Annotated in this window: 18 protein-coding genes; 11 read left to right on the top strand and 7 right to left on the bottom strand. The window is 63.3% G+C overall.

Features of this window, described 5'->3' with window-relative positions; all coding sequences use genetic code 11:
* Positions 1-134: 134 nt before the first annotated feature.
* Positions 135-488 (bottom strand): hypothetical protein, encoded by a 354-nt coding sequence (locus tag AC5O5I_RS20005; protein ID WP_494511424.1) that lies wholly within the window; start codon positions 486-488, stop codon positions 135-137.
* 275 nt (positions 489-763) lie between these two features.
* Here AC5O5I_RS20005 and AC5O5I_RS20000 point away from each other — a divergent pair, with 275 nt between their 5' ends.
* Complete coding sequence (locus AC5O5I_RS20000; protein ID WP_172286941.1) at positions 764-5,629, top strand: NAD-glutamate dehydrogenase; 4,866 nt, start codon at positions 764-766, stop codon at positions 5,627-5,629.
* Between the two features lie 158 nt (positions 5,630-5,787).
* Here the strand turns inward: AC5O5I_RS20000 and ppsR are convergent, their stop codons facing one another.
* On the bottom strand, positions 5,788-6,606 hold the full coding sequence (gene ppsR / locus AC5O5I_RS19995) for a posphoenolpyruvate synthetase regulatory kinase/phosphorylase PpsR (RefSeq protein ID WP_012271263.1): 819 nt from the start codon (positions 6,604-6,606) through the stop codon (positions 5,788-5,790).
* Positions 6,607-6,796: 190 nt separating this feature from the next.
* Here ppsR and ppsA point away from each other — a divergent pair, with 190 nt between their 5' ends.
* The 8 genes from ppsA (at position 6,797) to AC5O5I_RS19955 (ending at position 15,026) form a co-directional block, all read left to right on the top strand.
* The gene (gene ppsA, locus AC5O5I_RS19990; RefSeq protein ID WP_172286940.1) at positions 6,797-9,172 is read left to right on the top strand and encodes a phosphoenolpyruvate synthase; all 2,376 of its coding nucleotides are present in this window, start codon (positions 6,797-6,799) and stop codon (positions 9,170-9,172) included.
* Between the two features lie 100 nt (positions 9,173-9,272).
* Positions 9,273-10,265, top strand: a complete 993-nt coding sequence (locus tag AC5O5I_RS19985; RefSeq protein ID WP_494511423.1) for an alpha/beta fold hydrolase — start codon at positions 9,273-9,275, stop codon at positions 10,263-10,265.
* A gap of 221 nt (positions 10,266-10,486) precedes the next feature.
* The gene (rraA, locus tag AC5O5I_RS19980; RefSeq protein ID WP_172227770.1) at positions 10,487-10,978 is read left to right on the top strand and encodes a ribonuclease E activity regulator RraA; all 492 of its coding nucleotides are present in this window, start codon (positions 10,487-10,489) and stop codon (positions 10,976-10,978) included.
* Between the two features lie 27 nt (positions 10,979-11,005).
* The gene (locus AC5O5I_RS19975; RefSeq protein WP_172227772.1) at positions 11,006-12,001 is read left to right on the top strand and encodes a zinc transporter ZntB; all 996 of its coding nucleotides are present in this window, start codon (positions 11,006-11,008) and stop codon (positions 11,999-12,001) included.
* A 100-nt stretch (positions 12,002-12,101) separates the two neighbouring features.
* Positions 12,102-12,374, top strand: coding sequence for a CrfX protein (locus AC5O5I_RS19970; RefSeq protein ID WP_494511422.1), 273 nt, complete (start codon positions 12,102-12,104; stop codon positions 12,372-12,374).
* Between the two features lie 2 nt (positions 12,375-12,376).
* Positions 12,377-13,201, top strand: coding sequence for a mechanosensitive ion channel family protein (locus AC5O5I_RS19965; protein WP_172227774.1), 825 nt, complete (start codon positions 12,377-12,379; stop codon positions 13,199-13,201).
* A gap of 112 nt (positions 13,202-13,313) precedes the next feature.
* The gene (gene sigX / locus AC5O5I_RS19960; protein ID WP_003248665.1) at positions 13,314-13,880 is read left to right on the top strand and encodes an RNA polymerase sigma factor SigX; all 567 of its coding nucleotides are present in this window, start codon (positions 13,314-13,316) and stop codon (positions 13,878-13,880) included.
* Positions 13,881-13,991: 111 nt separating this feature from the next.
* Entirely contained in the window at positions 13,992-15,026 is a 1,035-nt protein-coding gene (locus tag AC5O5I_RS19955; RefSeq protein WP_172230820.1) for an OmpA family protein, read from the top strand.
* A 70-nt stretch (positions 15,027-15,096) separates the two neighbouring features.
* Here the strand turns inward: AC5O5I_RS19955 and AC5O5I_RS19950 are convergent, their stop codons facing one another.
* The 4 genes from AC5O5I_RS19950 to AC5O5I_RS19935 form a co-directional block, all read right to left on the bottom strand.
* The gene (locus tag AC5O5I_RS19950) at positions 15,097-16,767 is read right to left on the bottom strand and encodes a bifunctional protein-serine/threonine kinase/phosphatase (RefSeq protein WP_494511421.1); all 1,671 of its coding nucleotides are present in this window, start codon (positions 16,765-16,767) and stop codon (positions 15,097-15,099) included.
* 9 nt (positions 16,768-16,776) lie between these two features.
* Positions 16,777-17,988 carry a nitrate/nitrite transporter gene (locus tag AC5O5I_RS19945; RefSeq protein ID WP_172230826.1) on the bottom strand — a complete coding sequence of 404 codons (1,212 nt, stop codon included), beginning with the start codon at positions 17,986-17,988 and terminating at the stop codon, positions 16,777-16,779.
* A gap of 194 nt (positions 17,989-18,182) precedes the next feature.
* A complete protein-coding gene (locus tag AC5O5I_RS19940) occupies positions 18,183-18,758 on the bottom strand; it encodes an ANTAR domain-containing response regulator (RefSeq protein WP_494511420.1) in 576 nt (191 codons plus the stop codon).
* Between the two features lie 11 nt (positions 18,759-18,769).
* On the bottom strand, positions 18,770-19,984 hold the full coding sequence (locus AC5O5I_RS19935) for a CmpA/NrtA family ABC transporter substrate-binding protein (protein WP_494511419.1): 1,215 nt from the start codon (positions 19,982-19,984) through the stop codon (positions 18,770-18,772).
* 146 nt (positions 19,985-20,130) lie between these two features.
* Here AC5O5I_RS19935 and AC5O5I_RS19930 point away from each other — a divergent pair, with 146 nt between their 5' ends.
* Complete coding sequence (locus tag AC5O5I_RS19930; RefSeq protein WP_172228292.1) at positions 20,131-21,156, top strand: quinone-dependent dihydroorotate dehydrogenase; 1,026 nt, start codon at positions 20,131-20,133, stop codon at positions 21,154-21,156.
* Between the two features lie 97 nt (positions 21,157-21,253).
* Here AC5O5I_RS19930 and rmf read toward each other — a convergent pair whose 3' ends face one another.
* Positions 21,254-21,469 (bottom strand): ribosome modulation factor, encoded by a 216-nt coding sequence (gene rmf / locus AC5O5I_RS19925; protein WP_003248687.1) that lies wholly within the window; start codon positions 21,467-21,469, stop codon positions 21,254-21,256.
* A gap of 559 nt (positions 21,470-22,028) precedes the next feature.
* On the opposite strand from rmf, the gene rlmKL reads away from it, so the two are divergent.
* Positions 22,029-24,221, top strand: coding sequence for a bifunctional 23S rRNA (guanine(2069)-N(7))-methyltransferase RlmK/23S rRNA (guanine(2445)-N(2))-methyltransferase RlmL (gene rlmKL, locus AC5O5I_RS19920; RefSeq protein ID WP_172228290.1), 2,193 nt, complete (start codon positions 22,029-22,031; stop codon positions 24,219-24,221).
* Positions 24,222-24,269: the final 48 nt, after the last annotated feature.

Raw genomic sequence — 24,269 nt, 5'->3', positions numbered from 1 at the left:
CCTTATCGCCGGCAAGCCAGCTCCCACAGGTACTGCACATGGCTTGGGGCAGCGGTGGTCGGTGTGGGAGCTGGCTTGCCGGCGATGAGGCCAGTACAGGCAATACGGGTAGGCCCCTATGGGAAATCTGCGTTTCAGAGCTCGCAGATGAAGGTACCGGTCCCGGCCAGGATGTTTTCCAGGGTTTCCTTCACTTCATCCATGTCACTCAGGTCACTGGTCAGGTTGATCTCCAGCACCTCGTCCCCCTTCAGCGCATCACGGTCGCCGGCGGCGACTTCGATCAGCAGGCGCTTGGCGCTCAACGTCACTTTAAGCCCGTCCAGCGTCGACGGCTCGTCATCCAGGGTCAGATCGACGGTGTCTTCGTCCGGGTAGCGGGTCAGCAGGAACATCTGGCCCTTGTCGCTGTGGCAGCACAGCGTGGCCATGTTGTCTTCCTCGTCATCGCAAGGGGTGGCGAAGAGCAGGGCGGTATCGATTTGCATGGACAAGGCTCGGATCAAAGGAAACGGAAGGGAATTCTGACAGTCTTGCTTACATGCATAAACGTAAAGTTACCGCCCCTTGACCGAAATTGTCGCAGCGCTGCAAGCCTTGATGACCGATCAGTCGTTAAGCTTCGCCCAGCCCTGGGCGTGCCTGCGCACGTCCAACGTCTGGTTTTTACCGTCCGCCTTGCCACGGGTTGGCTATCGTTGACCCGTACACGGCGCACGCAGCGACGCTCCAACTAATACAAAGCCCAAGCGGAGTACCACAGATGGCGTTCTTCACCGCAGCCAGCAAAGCCGACTTCCAGCATCAACTGCAAGCGGCCCTGGCGCAGCACATCAGCGAGCAGTCCCTGCCACAAGTGACGCTGTTCGCCGAGCAGTTCTTCGGCATCATCTCCATGGACGAACTCACCCAGCGAAGGCTTTCCGACCTGGCCGGCTGCACCCTCTCGGCCTGGCGCATCATCGAGCGTTTCGACCCCGAATACCCGCAAGTGCGGGTGTACAACCCCGATTACGAACGCAACGGCTGGCAGTCGACCCATACCGTGGTCGAAGTGCTGCACCACGACCTGCCATTCCTGGTCGACTCGGTGCGCACCGAGCTCAACCGCCGCGGCTACAGCATCCACACCCTGCAGACCACCGTACTCAGCGTGCGCCGTGGTGCCAAGGGCGAGCTGCTGGAGCTGCTGCCCAAGGGCACCCAGGGCGAGGGCGTGCGTCATGAGTCGCTGATGTACCTGGAGATCGACCGCTGCGCCAACGCTGCCGAGCTGACAGTGCTGACTCGCGAAATCGAGCAGGTGCTGGCCGAGGTGCGGGTGGCGGTTGCCGATTTCGAACCGATGAAGGCCAAGCTGCGGGAAGTGGTGGCGCAGGTGGAACAGACCGCCTTCGGCCCGGCGCAGAACGAAAAGGGCGAGGTCAAGGCCTTCCTCGAATGGCTGCTGGACAACCACTTCACCTTCCTGGGCTATGAAGAATTCACCGTCAAAGGCGGCGCCGGTGGTGGCCAGATGGTCTACGACGAGCAGTCCTTCCTCGGCCTGCCGCGCCGCCTGCGCGTAGGTCTGACGGCAGAAGAGCTGCGCATCGAAGACTACGCCGTGGCCTACCTCAACGAGCCGCTGCTGCTGTCGTTTGCCAAGGCCGCGCTGCCCAGCCGCGTACACCGCCCGGCCTACCCGGACTACGTGTCGATCCGCCAGCTGGACGCCGACGGCAAGGTGGTCAAGGAACACCGCTTCATGGGCCTGTACACCTCGTCGGTGTATGGCGAAAGCGTGCATGCAATTCCGTATATCCGCGTCAAGGTCGCCGAAATCGAGCGGCGCTCGGGTTTCGACCCCAAGGCCCACCTGGGCAAGGAGCTGACCCAGGTACTCGAAGTGCTGCCGCGCGACGACCTGTTCCAGACACCGATCGACGAGCTGTTCACCACCGTCATGGCGATCGTGCAGATCCAGGAACGCAACAAGATCCGCGTGTTCCTGCGCAAGGACCCGTACGGCCGCTTCTGCTACTGCCTGGCCTACGTGCCGCGGGAAATCTACTCCACCGAAGTGCGGCAGAAAATCCAGCAGGTGCTGATGGAGCGGCTGAAGGCCAGCGACTGCGAGTTCTGGACGTTCTTCTCCGAATCGGTGCTGGCGCGTGTGCAGCTGATTCTGCGGGTCGACCCGAAGAACCGCATCGACATCGACCCCCAGCAGCTGGAACGCGAAGTCATCCAGGCCTGCCGCTCGTGGCATGACGACTACTCGGCGCTGGTAGTCGAGAACTTCGGCGAAGCGCAGGGCACCAACATCCTCGCCGACTTCCCCAAAGGCTTCCCGGCCGGTTATCGCGAACGCTTCGCCGCGCACTCGGCAGTGGTCGACCTGCAGCACGTGCTGAACCTGTCTGAAACCAAACCCCTGGCGATGAGCTTCTACCAGCCGCTGACCCAGGTTGGCGAGCGCATCCTGCACTGCAAGCTGTACCACGCCGATACCCCGCTGGCGCTGTCCGACGTGCTGCCGATCCTGGAAAACCTCGGCCTGCGCGTGCTCGGCGAGTTCCCCTACCGCCTGCGCCACGCCAATGGCCGCGAGTACTGGATTCACGATTTCGCCTTCACCTACAGCGAAGGCCTGAGCCTGGATATCCAGCAGCTCAACGACACCCTGCAGGACGCCTTCATCCACATTGTGCGCGGGGATGCCGAGAACGACGCCTTCAACCGGCTGGTGCTGACCGCTGGCCTGCCATGGCGCGACGTGGCGCTGCTGCGCGCCTACGCCCGTTACCTGAAGCAGATTCGCCTGGGCTTCGACCTCGGCTACATTGCCAGTACCCTGAACAACCACACCGATATCGCCCGCGAGCTCACCCGGCTGTTCAAGACCCGCTTCTACCTGGCACGCAAACTCACCCAGGACGACCTGGATGACAAGCAGCAGCGCCTTGAACAGGCCATCCTGACCGCACTGGATGACGTGCAGGTACTTAACGAAGACCGCATCCTGCGCCGCTACCTGGACCTGATCAAGGCTACCCTGCGCACCAACTTCTACCAGCCGGATGCCGATGGCCAGAACAAGTCGTACTTCAGCTTCAAGTTCAACCCCAAGCTGATCCCCGAGCTGCCCAAACCGGTGCCCAAGTTCGAAATCTTCGTCTACTCGCCGCGGGTCGAGGGCGTGCACCTGCGCTTTGGCAACGTTGCCCGCGGCGGCCTGCGCTGGTCCGACCGCGAAGAGGACTACCGCACCGAAGTGCTGGGCCTGGTCAAGGCCCAGCAGGTGAAGAACTCGGTGATCGTGCCGGTCGGCGCCAAGGGCGGCTTCCTGCCGCGGCGCCTGCCGCTGGGCGGCAGCCGTGACGAAATCGCTGCCGAGGGCGTGGCGTGCTACCGCATCTTCATCTCCGGCCTGCTCGACATTACCGACAACCTCAAGGACGGTGGCGTGGTGCCGCCGGCCAACGTGGTGCGTCATGACGATGACGACCCGTACCTGGTGGTGGCGGCCGACAAGGGCACCGCGACCTTCTCCGACATTGCCAACGGCATTGCCATCGATTACGGCTTCTGGCTGGGCGATGCCTTCGCCTCGGGCGGTTCGGCCGGTTACGACCACAAGAAGATGGGCATTACCGCGCGTGGCGCGTGGGTGGGCGTGCAGCGCCACTTCCGCGAGCGCGGCATCAATGTGCAGGAAGACCCGATCACCGTCATCGGTGTGGGCGACATGGCCGGCGACGTGTTCGGCAACGGCTTGCTGATGTCCGACAAGCTGCAACTGGTGGCAGCGTTCAACCACTTGCACATCTTCATCGACCCCAACCCCGAGCCGGCTTCCAGCTTCGCCGAGCGCAAGCGCCTGTTCGACCTGCCGCGTTCTGCCTGGAGCGACTACGACACCGGCATCATGTCCGAAGGCGGCGGGATCTTCCCGCGCAGTGCCAAGAGCATCGCCATCAGCCCACAGATGAAAGAACGTTTCGCCATCGAGGCCGACCGCCTGACTCCGACCGAGCTGCTCAATGCGCTGCTCAAGGCGCCGGTGGACCTGCTGTGGAACGGCGGCATCGGTACCTACGTGAAGGCCAGCAGCGAAAGCCACGCCGATGTCGGCGACAAGGCCAACGACGCGCTGCGGGTCAACGGCAACGAGCTGCGCTGCAAGGTGGTGGGCGAGGGCGGCAACCTGGGCATGACCCAGCTCGGCCGGGTCGAGTTCGGCCTGCACGGCGGCGCCACCAACACCGACTTCATCGACAACGCCGGCGGCGTGGACTGCTCCGACCACGAGGTCAATATCAAGATCCTGCTCAATGAAGTGGTGCAGGGTGGCGACATGACCGAGAAGCAGCGCAACCAGCTGCTGGGCAGCATGACCGACGAAGTGGGCGGCCTGGTGCTGGGCAACAACTACAAGCAGACCCAGGCGCTGTCGCTGGCTGCCCGGCGTGCCCGCGAGCGGATTGCCGAGTACAAGCGCCTGATGGCGGACCTGGAGAGCCGCGGCAAGCTGGACCGTGCCATCGAGTTCCTGCCGTCCGAGGAGCAGCTGGCCGAACGCCTGGCCGCTGGCCAGGGCCTGACCCGCGCCGAGCTGTCGGTGCTGATCTCGTACAGCAAGATCGACCTCAAGGAGCAACTGCTGAAATCGCGGGTGCCGGACGACGATTACCTGACCCGCGACATGGAAACCGCCTTCCCGCCGTCGCTGGTCAGCAAGTTCGCCGAGCCCATGCGCCGCCACCGGCTGAAACGCGAAATCGTCAGCACCCAGATCGCCAACGATCTGGTCAACAACATGGGCATCACCTTCGTCCAGCGTCTCAAGGAGTCGACTGGGATGAGCCCGGCCAACGTGGCCGGGGCCTATGTGATCGTGCGCGATATCTTCCACCTGCCGCACTGGTTCCGCCAGATCGAGGCGCTGGATTACCAGGTACCCGCCGAAATTCAGCTCACCCTGATGGACGAGCTGATGCGCCTGGGGCGCCGTGCCACCCGCTGGTTCCTGCGCAGCCGTCGCAACGAGCAGGATGCCGGGCGTGACGCCGCGCATTTCGGGCCGAAGATCGCGCAGTTGGGGCTCAAGCTGGACGAGCTGCTTGAAGGCCCGACCCGCGAACGCTGGATGGTGCGCTACCAGGGCTTCGTCGAGGCCGGTGTGCCGGAGCTGCTGGCGCGCATGGTTGCCGGTACCAGCCACCTGTACACCCTGTTGCCGATCATCGAAGCCGCTGACGTTACCGGGCATGATCCGGCCCAGGTGGCCAAGGCGTTCTTCGCCGTGGGCAGCTCGCTGGACCTGACCTGGTACTTGCAGGAAATCAGCAACCTGCCGGTGGAAAACAACTGGCAGGCGCTGGCGCGCGAGGCGTTCCGCGACGATATCGACCTGCAGCAGCGGGCGATCACCATCTCGGTACTGCAAATGGCCGATGCACCGGAAGACATGGACGCCCGTGTGGCACTGTGGGCCGAGCAGCATCGGGTGATGGTAGAGCGCTGGCGCGCCATGCTGGATGACCTGCGCAATGCTACCGGGACCGACTATGCGATGTACGCGGTGGCCAACCGCGAGCTGGTCGACCTGGCCATGAGCGGGCAGGCGGCGGTTGTGCCGTCCTGAGCTTGAGCTGAAATGAAAAACCCGGCAGAGATGCCGGGTTTTTTTATCCCTGTGCTGGCCTCATCGCCGGCAAGCCAGATCCGACAGGAATACCTCAGGCCTGAGGAAAGTGGCGTACCTGTTGGAGCTGGCTTGCCGGCGATGAGGCAGGTGCAGGCCTACTTGAACCGCCGCTCCACCCCTTTCTCCACCAGGATCTTCGCCGAAATTTCCTCCACCGAAAAATGCGTGGAATTGATGTTGGGAATGTTCTCGCGGCGGAACAGGCTCTCCACCTCGCGCACCTCGAACTCGCACTGGGCAAAGCTGGAATAGCGGCTGTTGGGCTTGCGTTCGTGGCGGATGGCGGTAAGGCGGTCGGGGTCGATGGTCAGGCCGAACAGCTTGTTGTGGTGCTTTTTCAGCACCGCCGGCAGCTGCAGGCGCTCCATGTCGTCCTCGGTCAGCGGGTAGTTGGCGGCGCGGATGCCGAATTGCATGGCCATGTACAGGCAGGTCGGGGTCTTGCCGCAGCGTGACACGCCGACCAGGATCAGGTCGGCCTTGTCGTAATAGTGGGTGCGCGCGCCATCGTCGTTGTCCAGGGCGAAATTCACCGCCTCGATGCGTTCCATGTAGTTGGAATTGCCGCCAATCGAGTGCGATTTGCCCACGGAATACGACGAATGGGCGGTCAATTCCTGCTCGAGCGGGGATAAAAACGACGAAAAGATGTCGATCATGAAGCCATTCGAGGTCGCCAGGATTTCACGGATGTCCTGGTTGACGATGGTGTCGAAGATGATCGGGCGTACCCCGTCACGCTCGGCCGCCGCGTTGATTTGCTGGACCATGGTGCGTGCCTTGTCCGGCGAATCGATGTACGGACGGGTGAATTTGTTGAAGGGAATGCTCTCGAATTGCGCGAGCAGACTCTGGCCCAGGGTTTCGGCAGTGATACCGGTGCCGTCGGAGATGAAGAACGCGGTTCGTTTCATTTGCGATCTGGGCCTTAAGCTGATGAAGATTCTTGGATATGATAAGTTCGGTTTGCCGAATGCGGCTGTCGGCATTCTGCCACACTTGCAGACCCTATTTTCCAGGTACAGGCCACAAACGCCCGGCCAAGTCACTGAAGACAGGCGGGCGCCTTTGAGCTTTTCCAACACAGTTAGTGGAGAGATCACCTTGGTAGAGTACGTAGTTTCCCTTGATAAGCTCGGCGTCCATGATGTAGAGCATGTGGGGGGCAAGAACGCATCCCTGGGCGAGATGATCAGCAACCTTGCAGGTGCTGGTGTATCGGTGCCGGGCGGCTTTGCCACTACGGCGCAGGCGTACCGCGATTTTCTCGAACAGAGTGGTCTCAACGACCGTATCCATGCCGCCCTCGACGCGCTTGACGTGGATGACATCAATGCCCTGACCAAGACCGGCGCGCAAATTCGCCAGTGGGTCATGGAAGCCGAATTCCCGGAGCGTCTGAATTCGGAAATCCGTACGGCCTTCGCCGAAATGGCCGCCGGCAATGACAACATGGCGGTCGCCGTGCGTTCCTCCGCCACCGCCGAAGACCTGCCGGACGCCTCGTTCGCCGGCCAGCAGGAAACCTTCCTCAACATCCGCGGCGTCGACAACGTGATCCGTGCGGCCAAGGAAGTGTTTGCCTCGCTGTTCAACGACCGCGCCATTGCCTACCGCGTGCATCAGGGCTTCGACCACAAGCTGGTCGCCCTGTCGGCTGGTGTGCAGCGCATGGTCCGCTCCGAAACCGGTACCGCTGGCGTCATGTTCACCCTCGACACCGAATCGGGCTTCCGCGATGTGGTATTCATCACCGGCGCCTACGGCCTGGGCGAAACCGTGGTGCAGGGTGCGGTCAACCCTGACGAATTCTACGTGCACAAGAACACCTTGCAGGCCGGCCGCCCGGCCATCCTGCGCCGCAACCTGGGCAGCAAGGCCATCAAGATGGTCTACGGCGAAGAAGCCAAGGCCGGCCGTTCGGTGAAAACCGTCGAAGTCGACCGCGCCGAGCGCGCGCGCTTCTGCCTGAGCGATGCCGAGGTCAGCGAGCTGGCCAAGCAGGCGATGATCATCGAGCAGCACTATCAGCGCCCGATGGATATCGAGTGGGCCAAGGACGGTGACGACGGCAAGCTGTACATTGTCCAGGCTCGCCCTGAGACGGTGAAGAGCCGTTCCAGCGCCAATGTCATGGAACGCTACCTGCTCAAGGAAAAGGGCACCGTACTGGTCGAAGGCCGCGCCATCGGCCAGCGCATCGGCGCCGGCAAGGTCCGCGTGATCAACGATGTGTCGGAAATGGACAAGGTGCAACCCGGCGACGTGCTGGTGTCCGACATGACCGACCCGGACTGGGAACCGGTGATGAAACGCGCCAGCGCCATCGTCACCAACCGCGGCGGGCGCACCTGCCACGCGGCGATCATCGCCCGTGAGCTGGGTATCCCGGCCGTGGTCGGTTGCGGCAACGCCACCCAGTTGCTCAAAGACGGCCAGGGCGTGACCGTGTCCTGCGCCGAAGGCGACACCGGCTTCATCTTCGAAGGTGAGCTGGGCTTCGACATCAAGCAGAACTCGGTCGACGCCATGCCTGATCTGCCGTTCAAGATCATGATGAACGTCGGCAACCCGGACCGCGCCTTCGACTTCGCCCAGCTGCCCAACGCCGGTGTCGGCCTGGCGCGCCTGGAATTCATCATCAACCGCATGATCGGCGTGCACCCCAAGGCGCTGCTGAACTACGCAGGCCTGCCTGCCGACCTGAAGGACAGCGTCGACAAGCGCATCGCCGGCTACAGCGACCCGGTCGGCTTCTATGTCGAGAAACTGGTCGAGGGCATCAGCACCCTGGCGGCCGCCTTCTACCCGAAAAAGGTCATCGTGCGTCTGTCGGACTTCAAGTCCAACGAGTACGCCAACCTGATCGGCGGCAAGCTGTACGAGCCGGAAGAAGAAAACCCGATGCTGGGCTTCCGTGGCGCTTCGCGTTACATCAGCGAATCGTTCCGTGACTGCTTCGAACTCGAGTGCCGTGCCCTGAAACGCGTGCGCAACGAAATGGGCCTGACCAACGTCGAGATCATGGTGCCATTCGTGCGCACCCTGGGCGAAGCCAGCCAGGTCGTCGACCTGCTTGCCGAAAACGGCCTGGCCCGCGGCGACAACGGCCTGCGCGTGATCATGATGTGCGAGCTGCCGTCCAACGCGATTCTCGCCGAAGAGTTCCTGGAATACTTCGACGGCTTCTCGATCGGCTCCAACGACCTGACCCAGCTGACCCTGGGCCTGGACCGTGACTCGGGCATCATCGCGCACCTGTTCGATGAGCGAAATCCTGCGGTGAAGAAGCTGCTGGCCAACGCCATTGCCGCGTGTAACAAGGCGGGCAAGTACATCGGCATCTGCGGCCAGGGCCCATCGGACCACCCGGATCTGGCCAAATGGCTGATGGAGCAGGGCATCGAAAGCGTGTCGCTGAACCCGGATTCGGTACTCGAAACCTGGTTCTTCCTGGCCGAAGGCCAAGGCGCAGCCTGACCTAGTAGAACGCGGGGGTACGTCTGGCGTACCCCTGCCTTTTTTTTCAGGGCGAGCTCCAGCGATGGAACCCGCCTTTTTTTGTGCGTCAAGCAACCTTATGCAAAGCAGCAGCACTTTATTTCCCGTGGCCCTGCTCAGTGCCGAACGCCGCGGCGACCTCAGCGAAGACGTGTACCGGATCAAGGCCGGCAACAGCCCTGACCCCAGCGTCGAGCTGGCCGTGACGCGCCTGGGGCTGGCCGATCAGGGCCCGGCCCAGGGTGTGCCGGTCATTCTCCTGCACGGCAGTTTTTCCAATAGGCGCTTCTGGTACTCCCCCAAGGGGGTTGGCCTGGGCGCCTACCTTGCCCGCGTCGGTTTCGATGTGTGGATCCCGGAAATGCGCGGCCATGGCCTGTCGCCGCGCAACCTCGACTGGAAGCACAACAGCGTGGCTGCCTACGCCCGTGATGATCTGCCGCTGATTGCCGCGTTCGTGCGCGAGCAATCGGGCCAGGCGCCGCACTGGGTAGGTCACTCACTGGGCGGCACAACCCTGGTGGCAGCGCTGGGCGGTGGTTTCCTGGCTGCCGAGGACGTTGCCAGCGTGGCGCTGTTCGGCACCCAGATCAGCCGTGTCTACTGGCCACTGAAAGTCCCGCCGTTGACCTGGGGTGCGAAGCTGCTGCTCAAGCGCTGGGGGCAGATTTCCGGGCCGCGTTTCAAGCGTGGACCGGAGGACGAGCCGATCGGCCTGGCCCTGGAGAGCATGCGCTGGCATGGCCTGTTCGGCCGCTTTGGCGACAAGAAGCACGACTGGTGGGCGGGGCTGGCCGAGGTGGATGTGCCGCTGCTGGCAGTGGCCGGTGCGGGCGACTTCCAGGACCCGGTGTGGGCCTGCCGCAAGCTGTTCGATCAGCTGGGCGGCGAGCGCAAGCAGTTCTTGCGGCTGGGGCGCGAAGAAGGCTTCGAGGCGTTCGGGCATGTCGACATGCTGGTCAGCAAGGCCGCGCAGGTGCAGGTGTGGCCGCTGGTGCAGCGTTGGCTGCGCAACCCGTTGATGCCGGTGCATGCGTCGACGGCGGCTGCAGAATCTGTGCCTGTCAGCTGATCTTGCTCTAGCTGTTCTGGCCCCATCGCCGGCAAGCCAGCCCCCACAGGGATACCGCAGGCCTCGAACCTTGTGGGTATCCCTGTGGCAGCTGGCTTGCCGGCGATAGGGCCAGGGCAGGTAGAACCCAACTGACTGCCCGGTCCCGGATGACTGCGACGGCCTCAAAGGTGTAGCCTTGGGTCGATCCCCGCTTTCGTTGTGACTGACAGGAGCTTCCCATGCAGCATTACGTAACGCCCGACCTGTGTGACGCCTACCCCGACCTGGTGCAGGTGCTGGAACCGATGTTCAGCAATTTCGGGGGGCGCGATTCGTTCGGCGGCCAGATCGTCACCATCAAGTGCTTCGAGGACAACTCGCTGGTCAAGGAGCAGGTCGAGCTCGATGGCACAGGCAAGGTGCTGGTGGTCGATGGCGGTGGTTCCCTGCGTCGTGCGCTGCTTGGCGACATGCTCGCCGAAAAGGCTGCCAAAAACGGTTGGGAAGGCCTGGTGATCTACGGCTGCGTGCGTGATGTCGACGTGCTGATCCAGACCGACGTCGGCGTCCAGGCCTTGGCCAGCCACCCGATGAAAACCGACAAGCGCGGCATCGGCGACCTCAACGTGGCGGTGACCTTCGCCGGGGTAACCTTCCGCCCGGGTGAGTATGTATATGCCGACAACAATGGCGTGCTGGTCTCGCCAAACCCGCTGAAAATGCCGGAGTGATGCGCCGCACGCGCTGATGGAGCTTTGATGTTCGAGGAAGACAACGCGCAGTGGGGGCTGGTGCATGCCCTGGTGCTCGATGGCAAAGGCGGCGCGCGCCCGATTGCCCGTACCGAACTGGACGACCTGCAGCTGCAACCTGAGCAGAGCCTTTGGCTGCACTGGGACCGCAGCCATCCGCAAACCCGCACCTGGCTGCTGCGCGACAGCGGCCTCAGCGAGTTTGCCTGCGACTTGCTGCTGGAAGAGAACACCCGGCCACGCCTGTTGCCCATGGTGGACGAGCAATTGTTGCTGTTCCTGCGTGGGGTCAACCTCAACCCCGGCGCCGAGCCCGAAGACATGGTTTCGGTGCGCATCTTCGCCGAGGCCCAGCGGGTTATCTCGCTGCGCCTGCGACCGTTGCGCGCCAGCGACGAAGTCTTGCAGCAGCTGGAGCAGGGCAGGGGGCCGAAATCGGCGTCCGAGCTGTTGCTGCTGATGGGCGAACTGCTGACCGAAAAGGTCCAGGGACTGGTCAGCGACCTGTCTGAACTGGTCGACCTTGAAGAGGAAAAGGTTGAATCCGACGAACGGTATACGCCTGAGCAGGGCAGCCTGCAGCAGATCCGCCGTCGCGCGGCCGGGTTACGGCGTTTCCTCGCCCCGCAGCGGGAAATCTACGCCCAGCTGTCGCGCAGCAAATGGAGCTGGTTCGCCGACGCCGACGCCGATTACTGGAACGAGCTCAACAACAGCCTGATCCGCTATCTCGAAGAGCTGGAACTGACCCGCGAGCGGGCTGCGCTGGTGCTGGAGAGCGAAGACCGTCGGCGCAGCGAGCGCATGAACCGCACCATGTACCGCTTCGGCATCATCACCTGCATTTTCCTGCCCATGAGCTTTATCACCGGGCTGCTGGGCATTAATGTCGGCGGTATTCCCGGGGCGGAAAACCCCTATGGCTTCCTGTTTGCCTGCATCGTCGTGCTGGGGCTGGCGGTGGGCCAGTGGTGGATGTTCCGACGGTTACGGTGGGTATAGATGCTCACGAATATTTCCCATGTTGAAACATTCGTCCCGATGCAATGTGTGACCCAGCGTTGGGCCACCTCGTCTCTTGCTGATACTGCGCGAGGTGCCTATGCACGATCCGTTTGAAGAATCCCTGCGCGACCTGCTCAAGGCGTCACCCTCCGGCAACGACCGGGACGACCGGGATGACGCTGCCTGCCTGGGTCGCGTGCTGAAAACCGCCAACCGCCAGGTTGGCGCGGGCGATCTGTTCAGCCTGCTCGGCCGCTGGTGCCAGGCGCTGCTGATCGCCGTGAACAATGGCTCGGCGCATGTCGCGCCGGTGCGTCGATACTCTTCCCGCAACGCTGCCAGCGGCAGCAAAGCAGATAAGGCCGATTGAATATGGAACTCGATCTCTGGACCCAGAGCCTGGTCACCGCGATGACTGCCCTTTGGACCAAGGTGGCGAACTTCATCCCCAACCTGTTCGGCGCGCTGGTCGTGGTGCTGCTCGGTTTCGTGGTGGCCAAGCTGCTCGATACACTGCTGTCCAAGTTGCTGGCCAAGCTCGGCCTGGACCGCCTGATGGCTGGCACCGGCCTGACCAAAATGCTGGGCCGGGTCGGCATCCAGGTGCCGATCTCGACCCTGATCGGCAAGATCGTCTACTGGTTCGTGCTGCTCATCTTCCTGGTCTCGGCCGCCGAGTCGCTGGGCCTTGAGCGGGTTTCGGCCACGCTCGACATGCTTGCCCTGTATTTGCCGAAGGTGTTCGGCGCAGCGCTGGTGCTGCTGGTTGGCGTGCTGCTGGCACAAGTGGCCAACGGCCTGGTGCGCGGCGCTGCCGAAGGTATCGGCCTGGAATATTCGGCGGGCCTGGGGCGTATTACCCAGGGCCTGGTGATCATCATCAGCATTTCGGTAGCCATCAGCCAGCTGGAGGTCAAAACCGACCTGCTGAACCACGTTATCGTCATCGGGCTGATTACCGTTGGTCTGGCCGTTGCCCTGGCGATGGGCCTTGGCAGCCGCGAAATTGCCGGGCAGATCCTGGCTGGCATCTACGTGCGCGAGCTGTACCAGGTTGGCCAGCAGGTGCGGATTGGAGAGGTCGAAGGCCAGATCGAAGAGATCGGTACGGTCAAGACGACGCTGCTGACCGATGATGGCGAACTACTATCGCTGTCCAACCGCGAGTTGCTGGAACAGCGTGTCAATAGCCGCTAACCGCACAAAAGCTGTTAATGTATGCCGCCGCGAAAATGACCCACGGGGTCTCGCGGCGACATTGACCTGACTGTCGGCCAGATCCGTTTTGAATAAAGTTCATTCGCCGCCCATGCGTTATGACCCCCGCGAGCTCACCGATGAAGAGTTGGTGGCGCGTTCGCATGAGGAGCTGTACCACGTTACCCGCGCCTATGAAGAGCTCATGCGGCGCTACCAGCGAACCCTGTTCAACGTCTGTGCGCGTTATCTGGGGAACGACCGGGACGCGGACGATGTCTGTCAGGAAGTGATGCTGAAAGTGTTGTACGGGCTGAAGAACTTCGAAGGCAAATCCAAGTTCAAGACATGGCTCTATAGCATCACCTACAACGAGTGCATTACCCAGTACCGCAAGGAGCGCCGTAAACGCAGGCTGATGGATGCCTTGAGTCTGGACCCTGTTGAAGAGGCGTCCGAAGACAAGGCACCAAAACCTGAAGAAAAAGGCGGGCTGGACAAATGGCTGGTGCATGTGAACCCGATTGACCGGGAAATCCTGGTGCTGCGTTTTGTCGCAGAGCTGGAATTTCAGGAAATTGCCGACATCATGCACATGGGCCTGAGCGCAACGAAAATGCGCTACAAGCGCGCGCTAGACAAGCTTCGTGAGAAATTTGCTGGCCTCGATGAAACTTAGTGGCGTGCAAATATCTCTAACGCAGCGGTGAGTTCTGCTAGACTTGCCGTCGAGTTGTCCCCCTTGTTTGTGGTGGGACTGCTTAACTATCACCAGATGGGGATTTAACGGATGAAACTGAAAAACACCTTGGGCTTGGCCATTGGTTCGCTTGTAGCCGCCACTTCGATCGGCGCTATGGCACAAGGCACAGGCGCTGTAGAAGTCGAAGGCTTCTACAAGAAGGAATTCTTCGACAGCCAGCGCGACTTCAAGAACGACGGCAACCTGTTCGGCGGCTCGATCGGTTACTTCCTGACCGACGACGTTGAACTGCGTCTGGGCTACGACGAAGTTCACAACGCTCGTGGCGAAGACGGCAAGAACATCAAGGGCTCGAACAGCGCCCTGGACGCCGTTTACCACTTCAACAACCCGTATGACGCCATCCGTCCGTACGTTTCCGCTGGTTTCTCGCACCAGTCGCTGGGCCAGACCGGCCGTGGCGGTCGTGACCACTCCACCTTCGCCAACGTTGGCGCTGGCGCCAAGTGGTACATCACCGACATGTTCTACGCCCGTGCCGGCGTAGAAGCTCAGTACAACATCGACCAGGGCGACACCGAGTGGGCCCCGAGCGTTGGTGTTGGCCTGAACTTCGGCGGTAGCCCGAAGCAAGCTGAAGTCGCTCCGGCTCCAGTTGCTGAAGTCTGCTCCGACTCCGACAACGACGGCGTTTGCGACAACGTCGACAAGTGCCCGGACACCCCGGCCAACGTTACCGTTGACGCTGATGGCTGCCCGGCTGTTGCCGAAGTGGTTCGTGTTGAGCTGGACGTCAAGTTCGACTTCGACAAGTCGGTCGTCAAGCCAAACAGCTACGGCGACATCAAGAACCTGGCTGACTTCATGAAGCAGTACCCACAGACCACCACCGTGGTTGAAGGTCACACTGACTCCGTGGGCCCAGACGCTTACAACCAGAAGCTGTCCGAGCGTCGTGCCAACGCTGTGAAGCAGGTTCTGACCCAGCAGTACGGCGTAGAATCTACCCGTGTTGACTCGGTTGGCTACGGCGAAACCCGTCCGGTTGCTGACAACGCCACCGAAGAAGGTCGCGCTGTTAACCGTCGCGTTGAAGCGCAGGTTGAAGCTCAGTCCAAGTAATTGGCCTGACGTTTCATGAAAAACCCGGCCTCGGCCGGGTTTTTCTTTGCCTGCGATTTGGGTTGCCTGCTCAGCCCTTGAGCAGGGTAAGCAGCAGTATCAGGTTGATCAGCAAGGACAGCAGGGCCAGGGTGCGCCACACTTTCAGCGGTTCGCGCTCCAGCAATGGCCGTGGCCGGTCGGGCAGCTCCTGGCGGTCACCGCGTTCGAGCAGCAGCAGCCAGTGTTCGGCAGTTTCGTAGCGCTGCGCCGGGTCGGCAGCCACCGCCTGCTGCAGGTTGTGCTGCAGCCATTCCGGCAGATCGGGGCGGTAGCGGGCGGCATTCACCGGCTGGCCGAAGCGCGGTCGCTGGAATGCTTCCACCTCGCCATAGGGGTAATGACCGGTCAGCAGGTGGTACAGCGTCACGCCCACGGCATACAGGTCCTGGCGCGGGCTGGGCGGTAGGCCTTCGAATGCGTCCGGGGCGATGTACGAGGGCGTGCCCGGCAACGTGTGCAAAGGGTCTTGGGACAGCCCCGGGCAGTACGCCAGGCCGAAGTCCAGCAGGCGCAGCTGGCCATCGCTGCCCAGGTGCAGGTTTTCTGGTTTGATATCGCGGTGCAGCACATTACGCCGGTGCAGCACGCCAACTGCATGCAACAGCTGCCGGGCGATTTCCAGCCACTGGGTGAGGGGCAGCGGGCCGTGCTCGGCCTGCAAAGCGGCCAGGCTCTGGCCGGGGTATTCGCGCATCACGTAGTACAGGTGCTGACGTTGGCTGGCGGGGTGCAGCTCGGGGAAGTGCCGGCCAGCGACCCGGCGCAGGAACCACTCTTCCAGCAGCAGCCCTTGCGCCGCGCCAGGCTCGTGCTCGCGCGCGGCGGGCAGGGTCTTGAGCAGCCAGGCGTGCCCTTGGCCGTCACGTACCCGGTACAGCAGTGACTGGTGGCTGTGCGCGAGCAGTTGCTCAACGCCCCAGCCGTCGATCACCTGGCCTCCGCGCAGCGGGCCCGGCAGCGGCCATTGCTGCAGTTGCGCCAGGGTATCGCCCAGGTTGCTGGTGCCCAACTGTTCGACCTGCACCAGCAAGGCACTGGCGTTGTCCTGGCTGCCATTGAGGAGTGCGCTGGCGACCAGGGTGTCGACGGCCACTTGCAGGTCGGGTTGTTCGCGCAGCACCGCCTGGATGTGCTGGTCGCCCAGGCTGGCCCAGACGCCGTCGCTGAGCAACAGAAAGCACTCGCCCGGCTGCAGTTCGCCCTCCAGGTAATCCACCAGCAGGTGTTGGTCCAGGCCCAGCGCGCGTTTCAGCACATGCTGCATGCCGGGTTGGTCCCACACATGGTCTTCGCTCAGACACTGCAAGTGCCCGGCGTGCCAGCGGTATGCGCGGCAGTCGCCGACATGGGCCAAGGTGAAGCGCCGGCCACGCAACACCAGCGCACTGAGCGTGGTGAGCAGTGGCTGGCCGCTGCCCTGGGCACGCAGCCAGCGGTTCTGTGCCAGCAGCAGGCGGTCCAGTGCCTGGGCCACGCTCCAGGTGGCCGGGGTGGCGTAATAATCCAGGGCCAGCGCCTGTAGGGTGGCGCGTGCAGCCAGGCCGCCGTCGGCGCATTGGCTGACACCGTCGGCGAGGGCGAACAGGTAGCCTTTGCTGGCAGCCAGCTCCGGCGCCGGGGTTACCAGGCGCAGGGCGTCCTGGTTTTCCGCGCGCGGGCCGGTGGCGCTGGCCTGGGCAAAGCTCAGTTGCAGATTCATCGGCGTGCCTCAGACCCGTGCTGCGGTAACCGCAGCCGAACCCCAGGTGGTACGCCAGCGCTGTTTCACCCCATGCAGGCCGAACCAGGCCAGCAGGCCCAGGCTGGCGAACAGCCACAGCGCCAGCTGGTAGTCACCGGTGTGCTGCTTGATGGTGCCAAGCCCCGCGGCCAGGAGGAAGCCGCCGATGCCGCCGGCCATGCCGATCAGCCCGGTCATCACCCCGATCTCCTGGCGAAAGCGCTGCGGTACCAGCTGGAATACCGCGCCGTTGCCGGCGCCCAGGCCGAGCATTGCACTGATGAACAGCGCCAATGCAGCGGCCGCGCTAGGCAGGTTGAAGCCGACTGCGGCGATGCAGATGGCCGCCACGCCGTACATGCCCAGCAGCGTGCGGATGCCGCCAAAGCGGTCGGCCAGGGCGCCACCGAGCGGGCGCATCAGGCTGCCGGCGAACACGCAGGCGGCGGTGTAGTAACCGGCAGTAACCGGACTCAGGCCGTACTGGTCGCTGAAATAGCCGGGCAGGGCGCTGGCCAGGCCGATGAAGCCGCCGAAAGTGACACTGTAGAAGAACATGAACCACCAGCTGTCACGGTCGCCCAAGGCCTTCAGGTAATCGGCCACCGCTTTCGGCCTGGGCCGTTGCGGGGCGTTGCGCGCCAGCAGGGCGAACACCACAAACGCGATTGCCAGCGGGATGAGTGCAAAGCCGAACACATTGTTCCAGCCAAAGCCTGCAGCCAGTACCGGGGCCAGCAGCGCCGCGAACACTGTGCCGGAGTTGCCGGCACCGGCGATGCCCATGGCCTTGCCCTGGTGTTGCGGCGGGTACCACTGTGAAGCCAGCGGCAGCGACACGGCGAACGAGGCACCGGCAAAGCCAAGGAACACGCCCAGCAGCAGCGCCTGCTCGTAGCTGTGCACGCCCAGGTGCCAGGCTGCAGCCAGGGCGACGATGACCACCACCTGGCCGATCAGCCCGGCGGTCTTGGGTGACAGGCGGTCGACCAGCACGCCCATGGCGAAGCGCAGGATCGCCCCGGCCAGTATCGGCGTAGCGACCATCAGGCCCCGTTGTTGTGCACTCAGTTGCAGGTCGGCGGCAATCTGCACCGCCAACGGGCCCAGCAGGTACCAGACCATGAAGCTGAGGTCGAAGTACAGGAACGCGGCGAACAGGGTGGGCACATGCCCGGATTTCCAGAAGCTGGTACTCATCGAACACCTCACTCGGCAATGCAACGGAACGAAAAAGACGCCGCTACCCGCTCCAGGGGGATGGAGGGGAGAGCGACGTCTTTGTCGGGATCAGGTGGGGCAACCGCCGTTGGTTACCGGTGAGGGTTATCGAGCAAGAGATGGGCCAACTTTTCGCGTGTGCTCGCCTACGGATTTTTGCGACATCTAATGCTCTACCCCAACATCTCATGCATCGCAATGATCTGCTCCGCCACCTGCACCAGCTTCTGCTGCCGGCTCATGGCCTGGCGCCTCATCAGGGTGTAGGCCTGCTCTTCATTGCAGTCTTTCATTTTCATCAGCAAGCCCTTGGCCTGCTCGATCCGCTTGCGCTCGGCCAGTTGCTGGTCGCGCGCCAGCAACTGGGCCCTCAGCGCCTGGTCACTTTCGAAACGGGCCATGGCCACATCCAGGATCGGCTGCAGCCGCGCCGCATGGATGCCTTCGACGATATAGGCGCTGACCCCCGCCTGGATCGCCTGGCGCATCACCTGCGGGTCGTGCTCGTCAGTAAACAGCACGATCGGCCTGGGCTGGTCGCGGCTGACCAGCACTACCTGTTCCATCACATCGCGGTCCGGGGAGTCAGTGTCGATCAGCACCACGTCGGGGCGCACCGTTGCGACGCAGGCGGGCAGGTCGATGGTCAGGCCTGGGGCTTCGGTAACCTCGAACCCGGCCTCGCTCAGCGCCGCCTTGAGGCGGCCGAGCTTGCTTGTGGTGTCGTCGATCAGCAGGATGCGCAACATGGTCGTCCCCCTCATACACCGGCGCGCGCATCGGGCAGGTCGCCCAGTGCATGCAGGCTGAAGCTGCGGGCATAGCCGTGGGGGTCGCTGCCGTCCCAGCGGGTGCCGTCGATCAGCAGGCTGCTGCGCAGTACCTGCGAAGGGCAGGCCACGCCCAGGCTTTGCGCGGCCTCGCGGAACAGCGCCAGTTGCTGTACCTGACGGGCCACGCCAAGGTAGTCGGGGTCTTCGCGCAGCAGGCCCCAGCGGCGGAACTGGGTCATGAACCACATGCCGTCGGACAGGTATGGCAGGTTGGCCCGGCCATGGTCGAACAGGCGCAACGCATGCGGGTCTTGCCAGTGGTTGCCCAGGCCATCCTGGTAGTGGCCGAGCAGGCGGGGTTCGATGCTTTCCACGGGGGTGTCCAGGTAGGCGCTGCCGCTGAGCAGTTGTGCGGTGCTGCGGCGGTTTTCCGGGCTCTGCTCGATGAACCGGCTGGCAGCAAGTACCGCCTTGATCAGTGCGCGCGCGCTATTGGGGTAGCGCTCGGCGAAGCCGCGGGCACAGGCCAGAACCTTTTCCGGGTGGTCTGGCCAGATCGACTGGCTGGTGGCCAGGGTGAAACCCTGGCCCCGGGCGACTGCATCGGCAGCCCAAGGTTCGCCGACGCAAAAGCCGTCGATGCGGCCGGCCTCGATGTGCGCGGCCATCTGCGCTGGCGGTACCACCACGCTGTCGACATCGTGCAGCGGGTGAATGCCTTGGCTGGCCAGCCAGTAATACAGCCACATGGCGTGGGTGCCAGTGGGGAATGTCTGGGCAAAGGTCAGGCGCGCGCCCTGTTGGTGCACCCGCTGCGCCAATGCTTCAGGACTGGTCACGCCCTTGCGCTGCAGGGCAGGCGACAGGTTGATGGCCTGTGCGTTCTGGTTCAGCCCCATGAGCACCGCCATGTCGCTGGCCGGTGCGCCGCCGATGCCCAGGTGTACGGCATAGACCAGGCCGTACAGGCAGTGCGCGGCGTCCAGTTCGCCACTGACCAGCTTGTCGCGCAGCCCGGCCCAGGAGCCCTGGCGCCTGAGGTTGAGGGTAAGGCCGTATTGCTGGGCGAAGCCCTGGGTGGCGGCCACCACCACCGAGGCGCAGTCGGTCAGGGCCATGTAGCCGATGTTCAGGCTGGGTTTCTCCGGCGTGTCACTGCCGTTGGCCCAGGCCAGCGGGGTTGCTCGGGGTACAGTATTCACAAGGTTCCTCGCCCGTACTGAGAAGGCTGTGGCCTTGCAGGTGCAACGCATGTGCCAGGGCTTGCAAGGCAGGCCATGATTTACTGTCCTGCCAGCCCCTCGCTGGCTATAATCGCCCCCTCACTCACCCTGAGCCTTGCCCGCCCATGTATACCCTGGCCCGCCAGCTGCTGTTCAAGCTTTCCCCGGAAACCTCCCACGACCTGTCCCTGGACCTGATCGGCGCCGGTGGCCGTCTTGGCCTCAACGGTGTGCTGTGCAAGCAGCCTGCGGCATTGCCGGTCACGGTCATGGGCTTGAACTTCGCCAACCCGGTGGGCCTGGCGGCAGGCCTGGACAAGAACGGCGCGGCCATCGACGGGTTCGCCCAGCTGGGCTTCGGCTTTGTCGAAATCGGCACGGTCACCCCGCGGCCACAGCCGGGCAACCCCAAGCCGCGGCTGTTCCGCCTGCCGGAAGCGACGGCCATCATCAACCGCATGGGCTTCAACAACCTGGGTGTCGATCACCTGCTCGGCCGCGTGCGTGCTTCGCGCTACAGCGGTGTACTGGGCATCAACATCGGCAAGAACTTCGATACCCCGGTGGAGCGCGCCGTCGATGACTACCTGATCTGCCTGGACAAAGTGTATAGCGCCGCCAGCTATGTCACGGTCAATGTCAGTTCGCCCAACACCCCCGGCCTGCGCAGCCTGCAGTTCGGCGACTCGCTCAAGCAGTTGCTCGATGCCCTGGCCGAGCGCCGCGAGCAGCTGGCCGTCAGTCATGGCAAGCGCGTGCCGCTGGCGATCAAGATTGCCCCTGACATGAGCGATGAAGAAACCGCCCTGGTGGCCGCCGCACTGATGGAATCGGGCATGGACGGGGTGATTGCCACCAACACCACGCTGGGCCGTGAAGGTGTCGAAGCGCTGCCGTATGGTGGCGAGGCGGGCGGCCTGTCGGGCGCGCCAGTGCTGGAGAAGAGCACGCACATCGTCAAGGTGCTGGCGGGTGAGCTGGGCGGCAAGTTGCCGATCATCGCTGCCGGCGGTATTACCGAAGGCCGCCATGCCGCCGAGAAAATCGCTGCCGGGGCGAGCCTGGTGCAGATCTACTCGGGCTTCATCTACAAGGGGCCGTCGCTGATTCGCGAGTCGGTGGATGCCATTGCGGCGCTACCGAAGGCTTGAACGGCAGGCATGAAAAAGGGCCCCATCAAGGGGCCCCTGGGCCGTAGCCCGCCGCCCGGATGGGGCGCGCATGGTAACTCGAATTCAGTGTCCTCGATCAGCCAACGGCGTGATTTTCGTTGAGTCTATGGATGCCAGCGGTGCCAGTCATTCCGTCCCAGTTATCACCGCGACCTTCACGCCAGCCGTTGATCCAGGCTTGGCGAACAGAAGGAAGATTGAAGGGGCAAAGTTCGCGGGATTTGCCGGTGACCCCGTATTGGTAGCCACGTGAATATGCTCTTTCCAACGGATCACGCTTAAGTCTTCTCATAGGGTGTTGCCCTCACTTGTTGACTGTAATGTCCCGTCGGCCTCTCCGAGGCCGGGCAGAGTCTTTCTGCCGGTTTGCGCTCGCTGCCGGCGTGGCGAGCTGAAGGTGCCGCCTCGTTGCGAAGCGGCCTGAGACCAGTTCTAACGAATGCGAGTCACCCTGTGAATGATCGATTTGTCATAAGGACGTAACCTTTCCGAGGGTGAGGAGATAAGTAAATAAATGCGACTCAACCTTGTTTGGCGTTGAGCCCGCTATGATCGGGGTTTGCCGATCATTGACGTCATTTCGCCAGCGCAGTTGGCGTGTGACAGAATAATTTGAAATGCGACGAAGGGTCACATGGGCCCGGTAATCGCCAGAATTTTTAATACTGCCTGATGATCTAAGCTGTCTTTGCCACTGGGCCAAGCGCAGATCGGTCAGGCGGCCCGGCCTTGCAAGGCACGCTTGCGTGCAGCAAAGGCCACCCGCACGCCTGCTGGAAGGCATGCGGGCAAACATCGCGGGGCGATGCGTCGCCCCGTCAGTCAAATAGCCCAAAGGCGCTGGATTACTCATGTCGGACCGTTTCGAACTTTATCTCACTTGCCCCAAAGGCCTGGAAGGCCTGCTCGCCGAAGAGGCCCGGAGCCTCGGCCTGGAGGAGGTGCGTGAGCACACCTCGGCCATTCGCGGCGAAGCCGACATGGAAACCGCCTACCGTCTGTGCGTCTGGTCACGCCTGGCCAACCGCGTGCTGCTGGTGCTCAAGCGCTTCTCCATGAAGAACGCCGACGACCTCTACGATGGCGTCAATGCGCTGGACTGGGCCGACCACCTGGCGGCTGACGGCACCCTGGCGGTGGAATTCAGCGGCCACGGCTCGGGCATCGACAACACCCACTTCGGCGCGCTGAAGGTCAAGGATGCCATAGTCGACAAGCTGCGCAACCGCGAAGGCCTGCGCCCATCGGTTGAAAAGATCGACCCGGACGTGCGCGTACACCTGCGCCTGGACCGTGGCGAGGCGATTCTCTCCCTCGACCTGTCGGGGCACAGCCTGCACCAGCGTGGCTACCGCCTGCAGCAAGGTGCTGCGCCACTGAAGGAAAACCTGGCAGCGGCGGTGCTGATCCGTGCTGGCTGGCCACGTATCGCCGCCGAAGGTGGCGCGCTGGCCGACCCGATGTGCGGCGTGGGTACCTTCCTGGTCGAAGCGGCGATGATCGCCGCCGACATCGCCCCCAACCTCAAGCGTGAACGCTGGGGCTTCAGTGCCTGGCTTGGTCACGTGCCAGCGCTGTGGCGCAAGGTGCATGACGAGGCCCAGGCGCGGGCGCAGGCCGGCCTGGCCAGGCCGCCGCTGTGGATCCGTGGCTACGAAGCCGATCCGCGGCTGATCCAGCCGGGTCGCAACAACGTCGAGCGTGCCGGGCTGGGCGACTGGGTGAAAATCTACCAGGGCGAAGTCAGCAGCTTCGAGCCGCGCCCGGACCAGAACCAGAAAGGTCTGGTCATCAGCAACCCACCCTACGGCGAGCGCCTGGGTGACGAAGCCAGCCTGCTGTATCTCTACCAGAACCTTGGCGAGCGCCTGCGTCAGGCATGCATGGGCTGGGAGGCCGCGGTGTTCACCGGCGCGCCTCAGCTGGGCAAGCGCATGGGCATTCGCAGCCACAAGCAATACGCGTTCTGGAACGGCGCCTTGCCGTGCAAGCTGCTGCTGTTCAAGGTGCAGCCCGACCAGTTCGTCACCGGCGAGCGCCGCGAGGCCCAACCTGAAGGCAGCGAACCTCGCCAGCAGGCCGCTGTGGCCAGCGAGCCGGCGCGTTTGTCGGAAGGCGCGCAGATGTTCGCCAACCGCCTGCAGAAAAACCTCAAGCAACTGGGCAAGTGGGCCCGTCGCGAGCAGGTCGACTGCTACCGCCTGTATGATGCCGACATGCCGGAGTACGCCCTGGCAGTCGACCTGTACCATGACTGGGTGCACGTGCAGGAATACGCCGCGCCACGTTCGATCGACCCGGAAAAGGCCCAGGCGCGCCTGCTCGATGCGCTGGCGGCCATCCCGCAAGCGCTGGGCATTTCGCCGCAGCGTGTGGTGCTCAAGCGCCGCGAACGGCAGAGCGGTACGCGCCAGTACGAGCGCCAGGCGACTGAAGGCCGCTTCCAGGAAGTGAGCGAAGGTGGCGTCAAGCTGCTGGTCAACCTCACCGATTACCTCGACACCGGGCTGTTCCTCGACCACCGGCCGATGCGCATGCGCATCCAGCGTGAAGCCGCCGGCAAGCGCTTCCTCAACCTGTTCTGCTACACCGCGACGGCTACCGTGCATGCGGCCAAGGGCGGGGCGCGCAGCACCACCAGCGTGGACTTGTCGAAAACCTACCTGGACTGGGCGCGGCGCAACCTGGCGCTCAATGGCTTCTCCGAGCGCAATCGCCTGGAGCAGAGCGATGTGATGGCCTGGCTGGAAGGCAACCGCGACAGCTACGACCTGATCTTCATCGACCCGCCAACTTTCTCCAACTCCAAGCGTATGGAAGGCGTGTTCGACGTGCAGCGCGACCACGTGCAACTGCTGGACCTGGCCATGGCCCGCCTGGAGCCGGGCGGCGTGCTGTACTTCTCCAACAACTTCCGCAAGTTCCAGCTGGACGAGCACCTGATGGCGCGTTACGCAGTCGAGGAAATCACAGCCCAGACCCTGGACCCGGACTTCGCTCGCAACAACCGTATCCACCGGGCCTGGCGCCTGCAATTGCGCTGAGGCGACGAGGTACATTGCGCGGCTGATGGCCAATAGCTATAACTGAGG

This window comes from Pseudomonas sp. 9_2_1 (genome assembly GCF_059295275.1).
This window is presented reverse-complemented; position numbering and strand designations above follow the sequence as displayed.

Bases quoted from the DNA above. Each gene is read 5' to 3' on its own strand.
- AC5O5I_RS20005 (WP_494511424.1), bottom strand. From the start codon at position 488: ATGCAAATCGATACCGCCCTGCTCTTCGCCACCCCTTGCGATGACGAG.
- AC5O5I_RS20000 (WP_172286941.1), top strand. From the start codon at position 764: ATGGCGTTCTTCACCGCAGCCAGCAAAGCCGACTTCCAGCATCAACTG.
- ppsR (WP_012271263.1), bottom strand. From the start codon at position 6,606: ATGAAACGAACCGCGTTCTTCATCTCCGACGGCACCGGTATCACTGCC.
- AC5O5I_RS19985 (WP_494511423.1), top strand. From the start codon at position 9,273: ATGCAAAGCAGCAGCACTTTATTTCCCGTGGCCCTGCTCAGTGCCGAA.
- rraA (WP_172227770.1), top strand. From the start codon at position 10,487: ATGCAGCATTACGTAACGCCCGACCTGTGTGACGCCTACCCCGACCTG.
- AC5O5I_RS19975 (WP_172227772.1), top strand. From the start codon at position 11,006: ATGTTCGAGGAAGACAACGCGCAGTGGGGGCTGGTGCATGCCCTGGTG.
- AC5O5I_RS19970 (WP_494511422.1), top strand. From the start codon at position 12,102: ATGCACGATCCGTTTGAAGAATCCCTGCGCGACCTGCTCAAGGCGTCA.
- AC5O5I_RS19965 (WP_172227774.1), top strand. From the start codon at position 12,377: ATGGAACTCGATCTCTGGACCCAGAGCCTGGTCACCGCGATGACTGCC.
- sigX (WP_003248665.1), top strand. From the start codon at position 13,314: ATGCGTTATGACCCCCGCGAGCTCACCGATGAAGAGTTGGTGGCGCGT.
- AC5O5I_RS19955 (WP_172230820.1), top strand. From the start codon at position 13,992: ATGAAACTGAAAAACACCTTGGGCTTGGCCATTGGTTCGCTTGTAGCC.
- AC5O5I_RS19950 (WP_494511421.1), bottom strand. From the start codon at position 16,767: ATGAATCTGCAACTGAGCTTTGCCCAGGCCAGCGCCACCGGCCCGCGC.
- AC5O5I_RS19945 (WP_172230826.1), bottom strand. From the start codon at position 17,988: ATGAGTACCAGCTTCTGGAAATCCGGGCATGTGCCCACCCTGTTCGCC.
- AC5O5I_RS19940 (WP_494511420.1), bottom strand. From the start codon at position 18,758: ATGTTGCGCATCCTGCTGATCGACGACACCACAAGCAAGCTCGGCCGC.
- AC5O5I_RS19930 (WP_172228292.1), top strand. From the start codon at position 20,131: ATGTATACCCTGGCCCGCCAGCTGCTGTTCAAGCTTTCCCCGGAAACC.
- rmf (WP_003248687.1), bottom strand. From the start codon at position 21,469: ATGAGAAGACTTAAGCGTGATCCGTTGGAAAGAGCATATTCACGTGGC.
- rlmKL (WP_172228290.1), top strand. From the start codon at position 22,029: ATGTCGGACCGTTTCGAACTTTATCTCACTTGCCCCAAAGGCCTGGAA.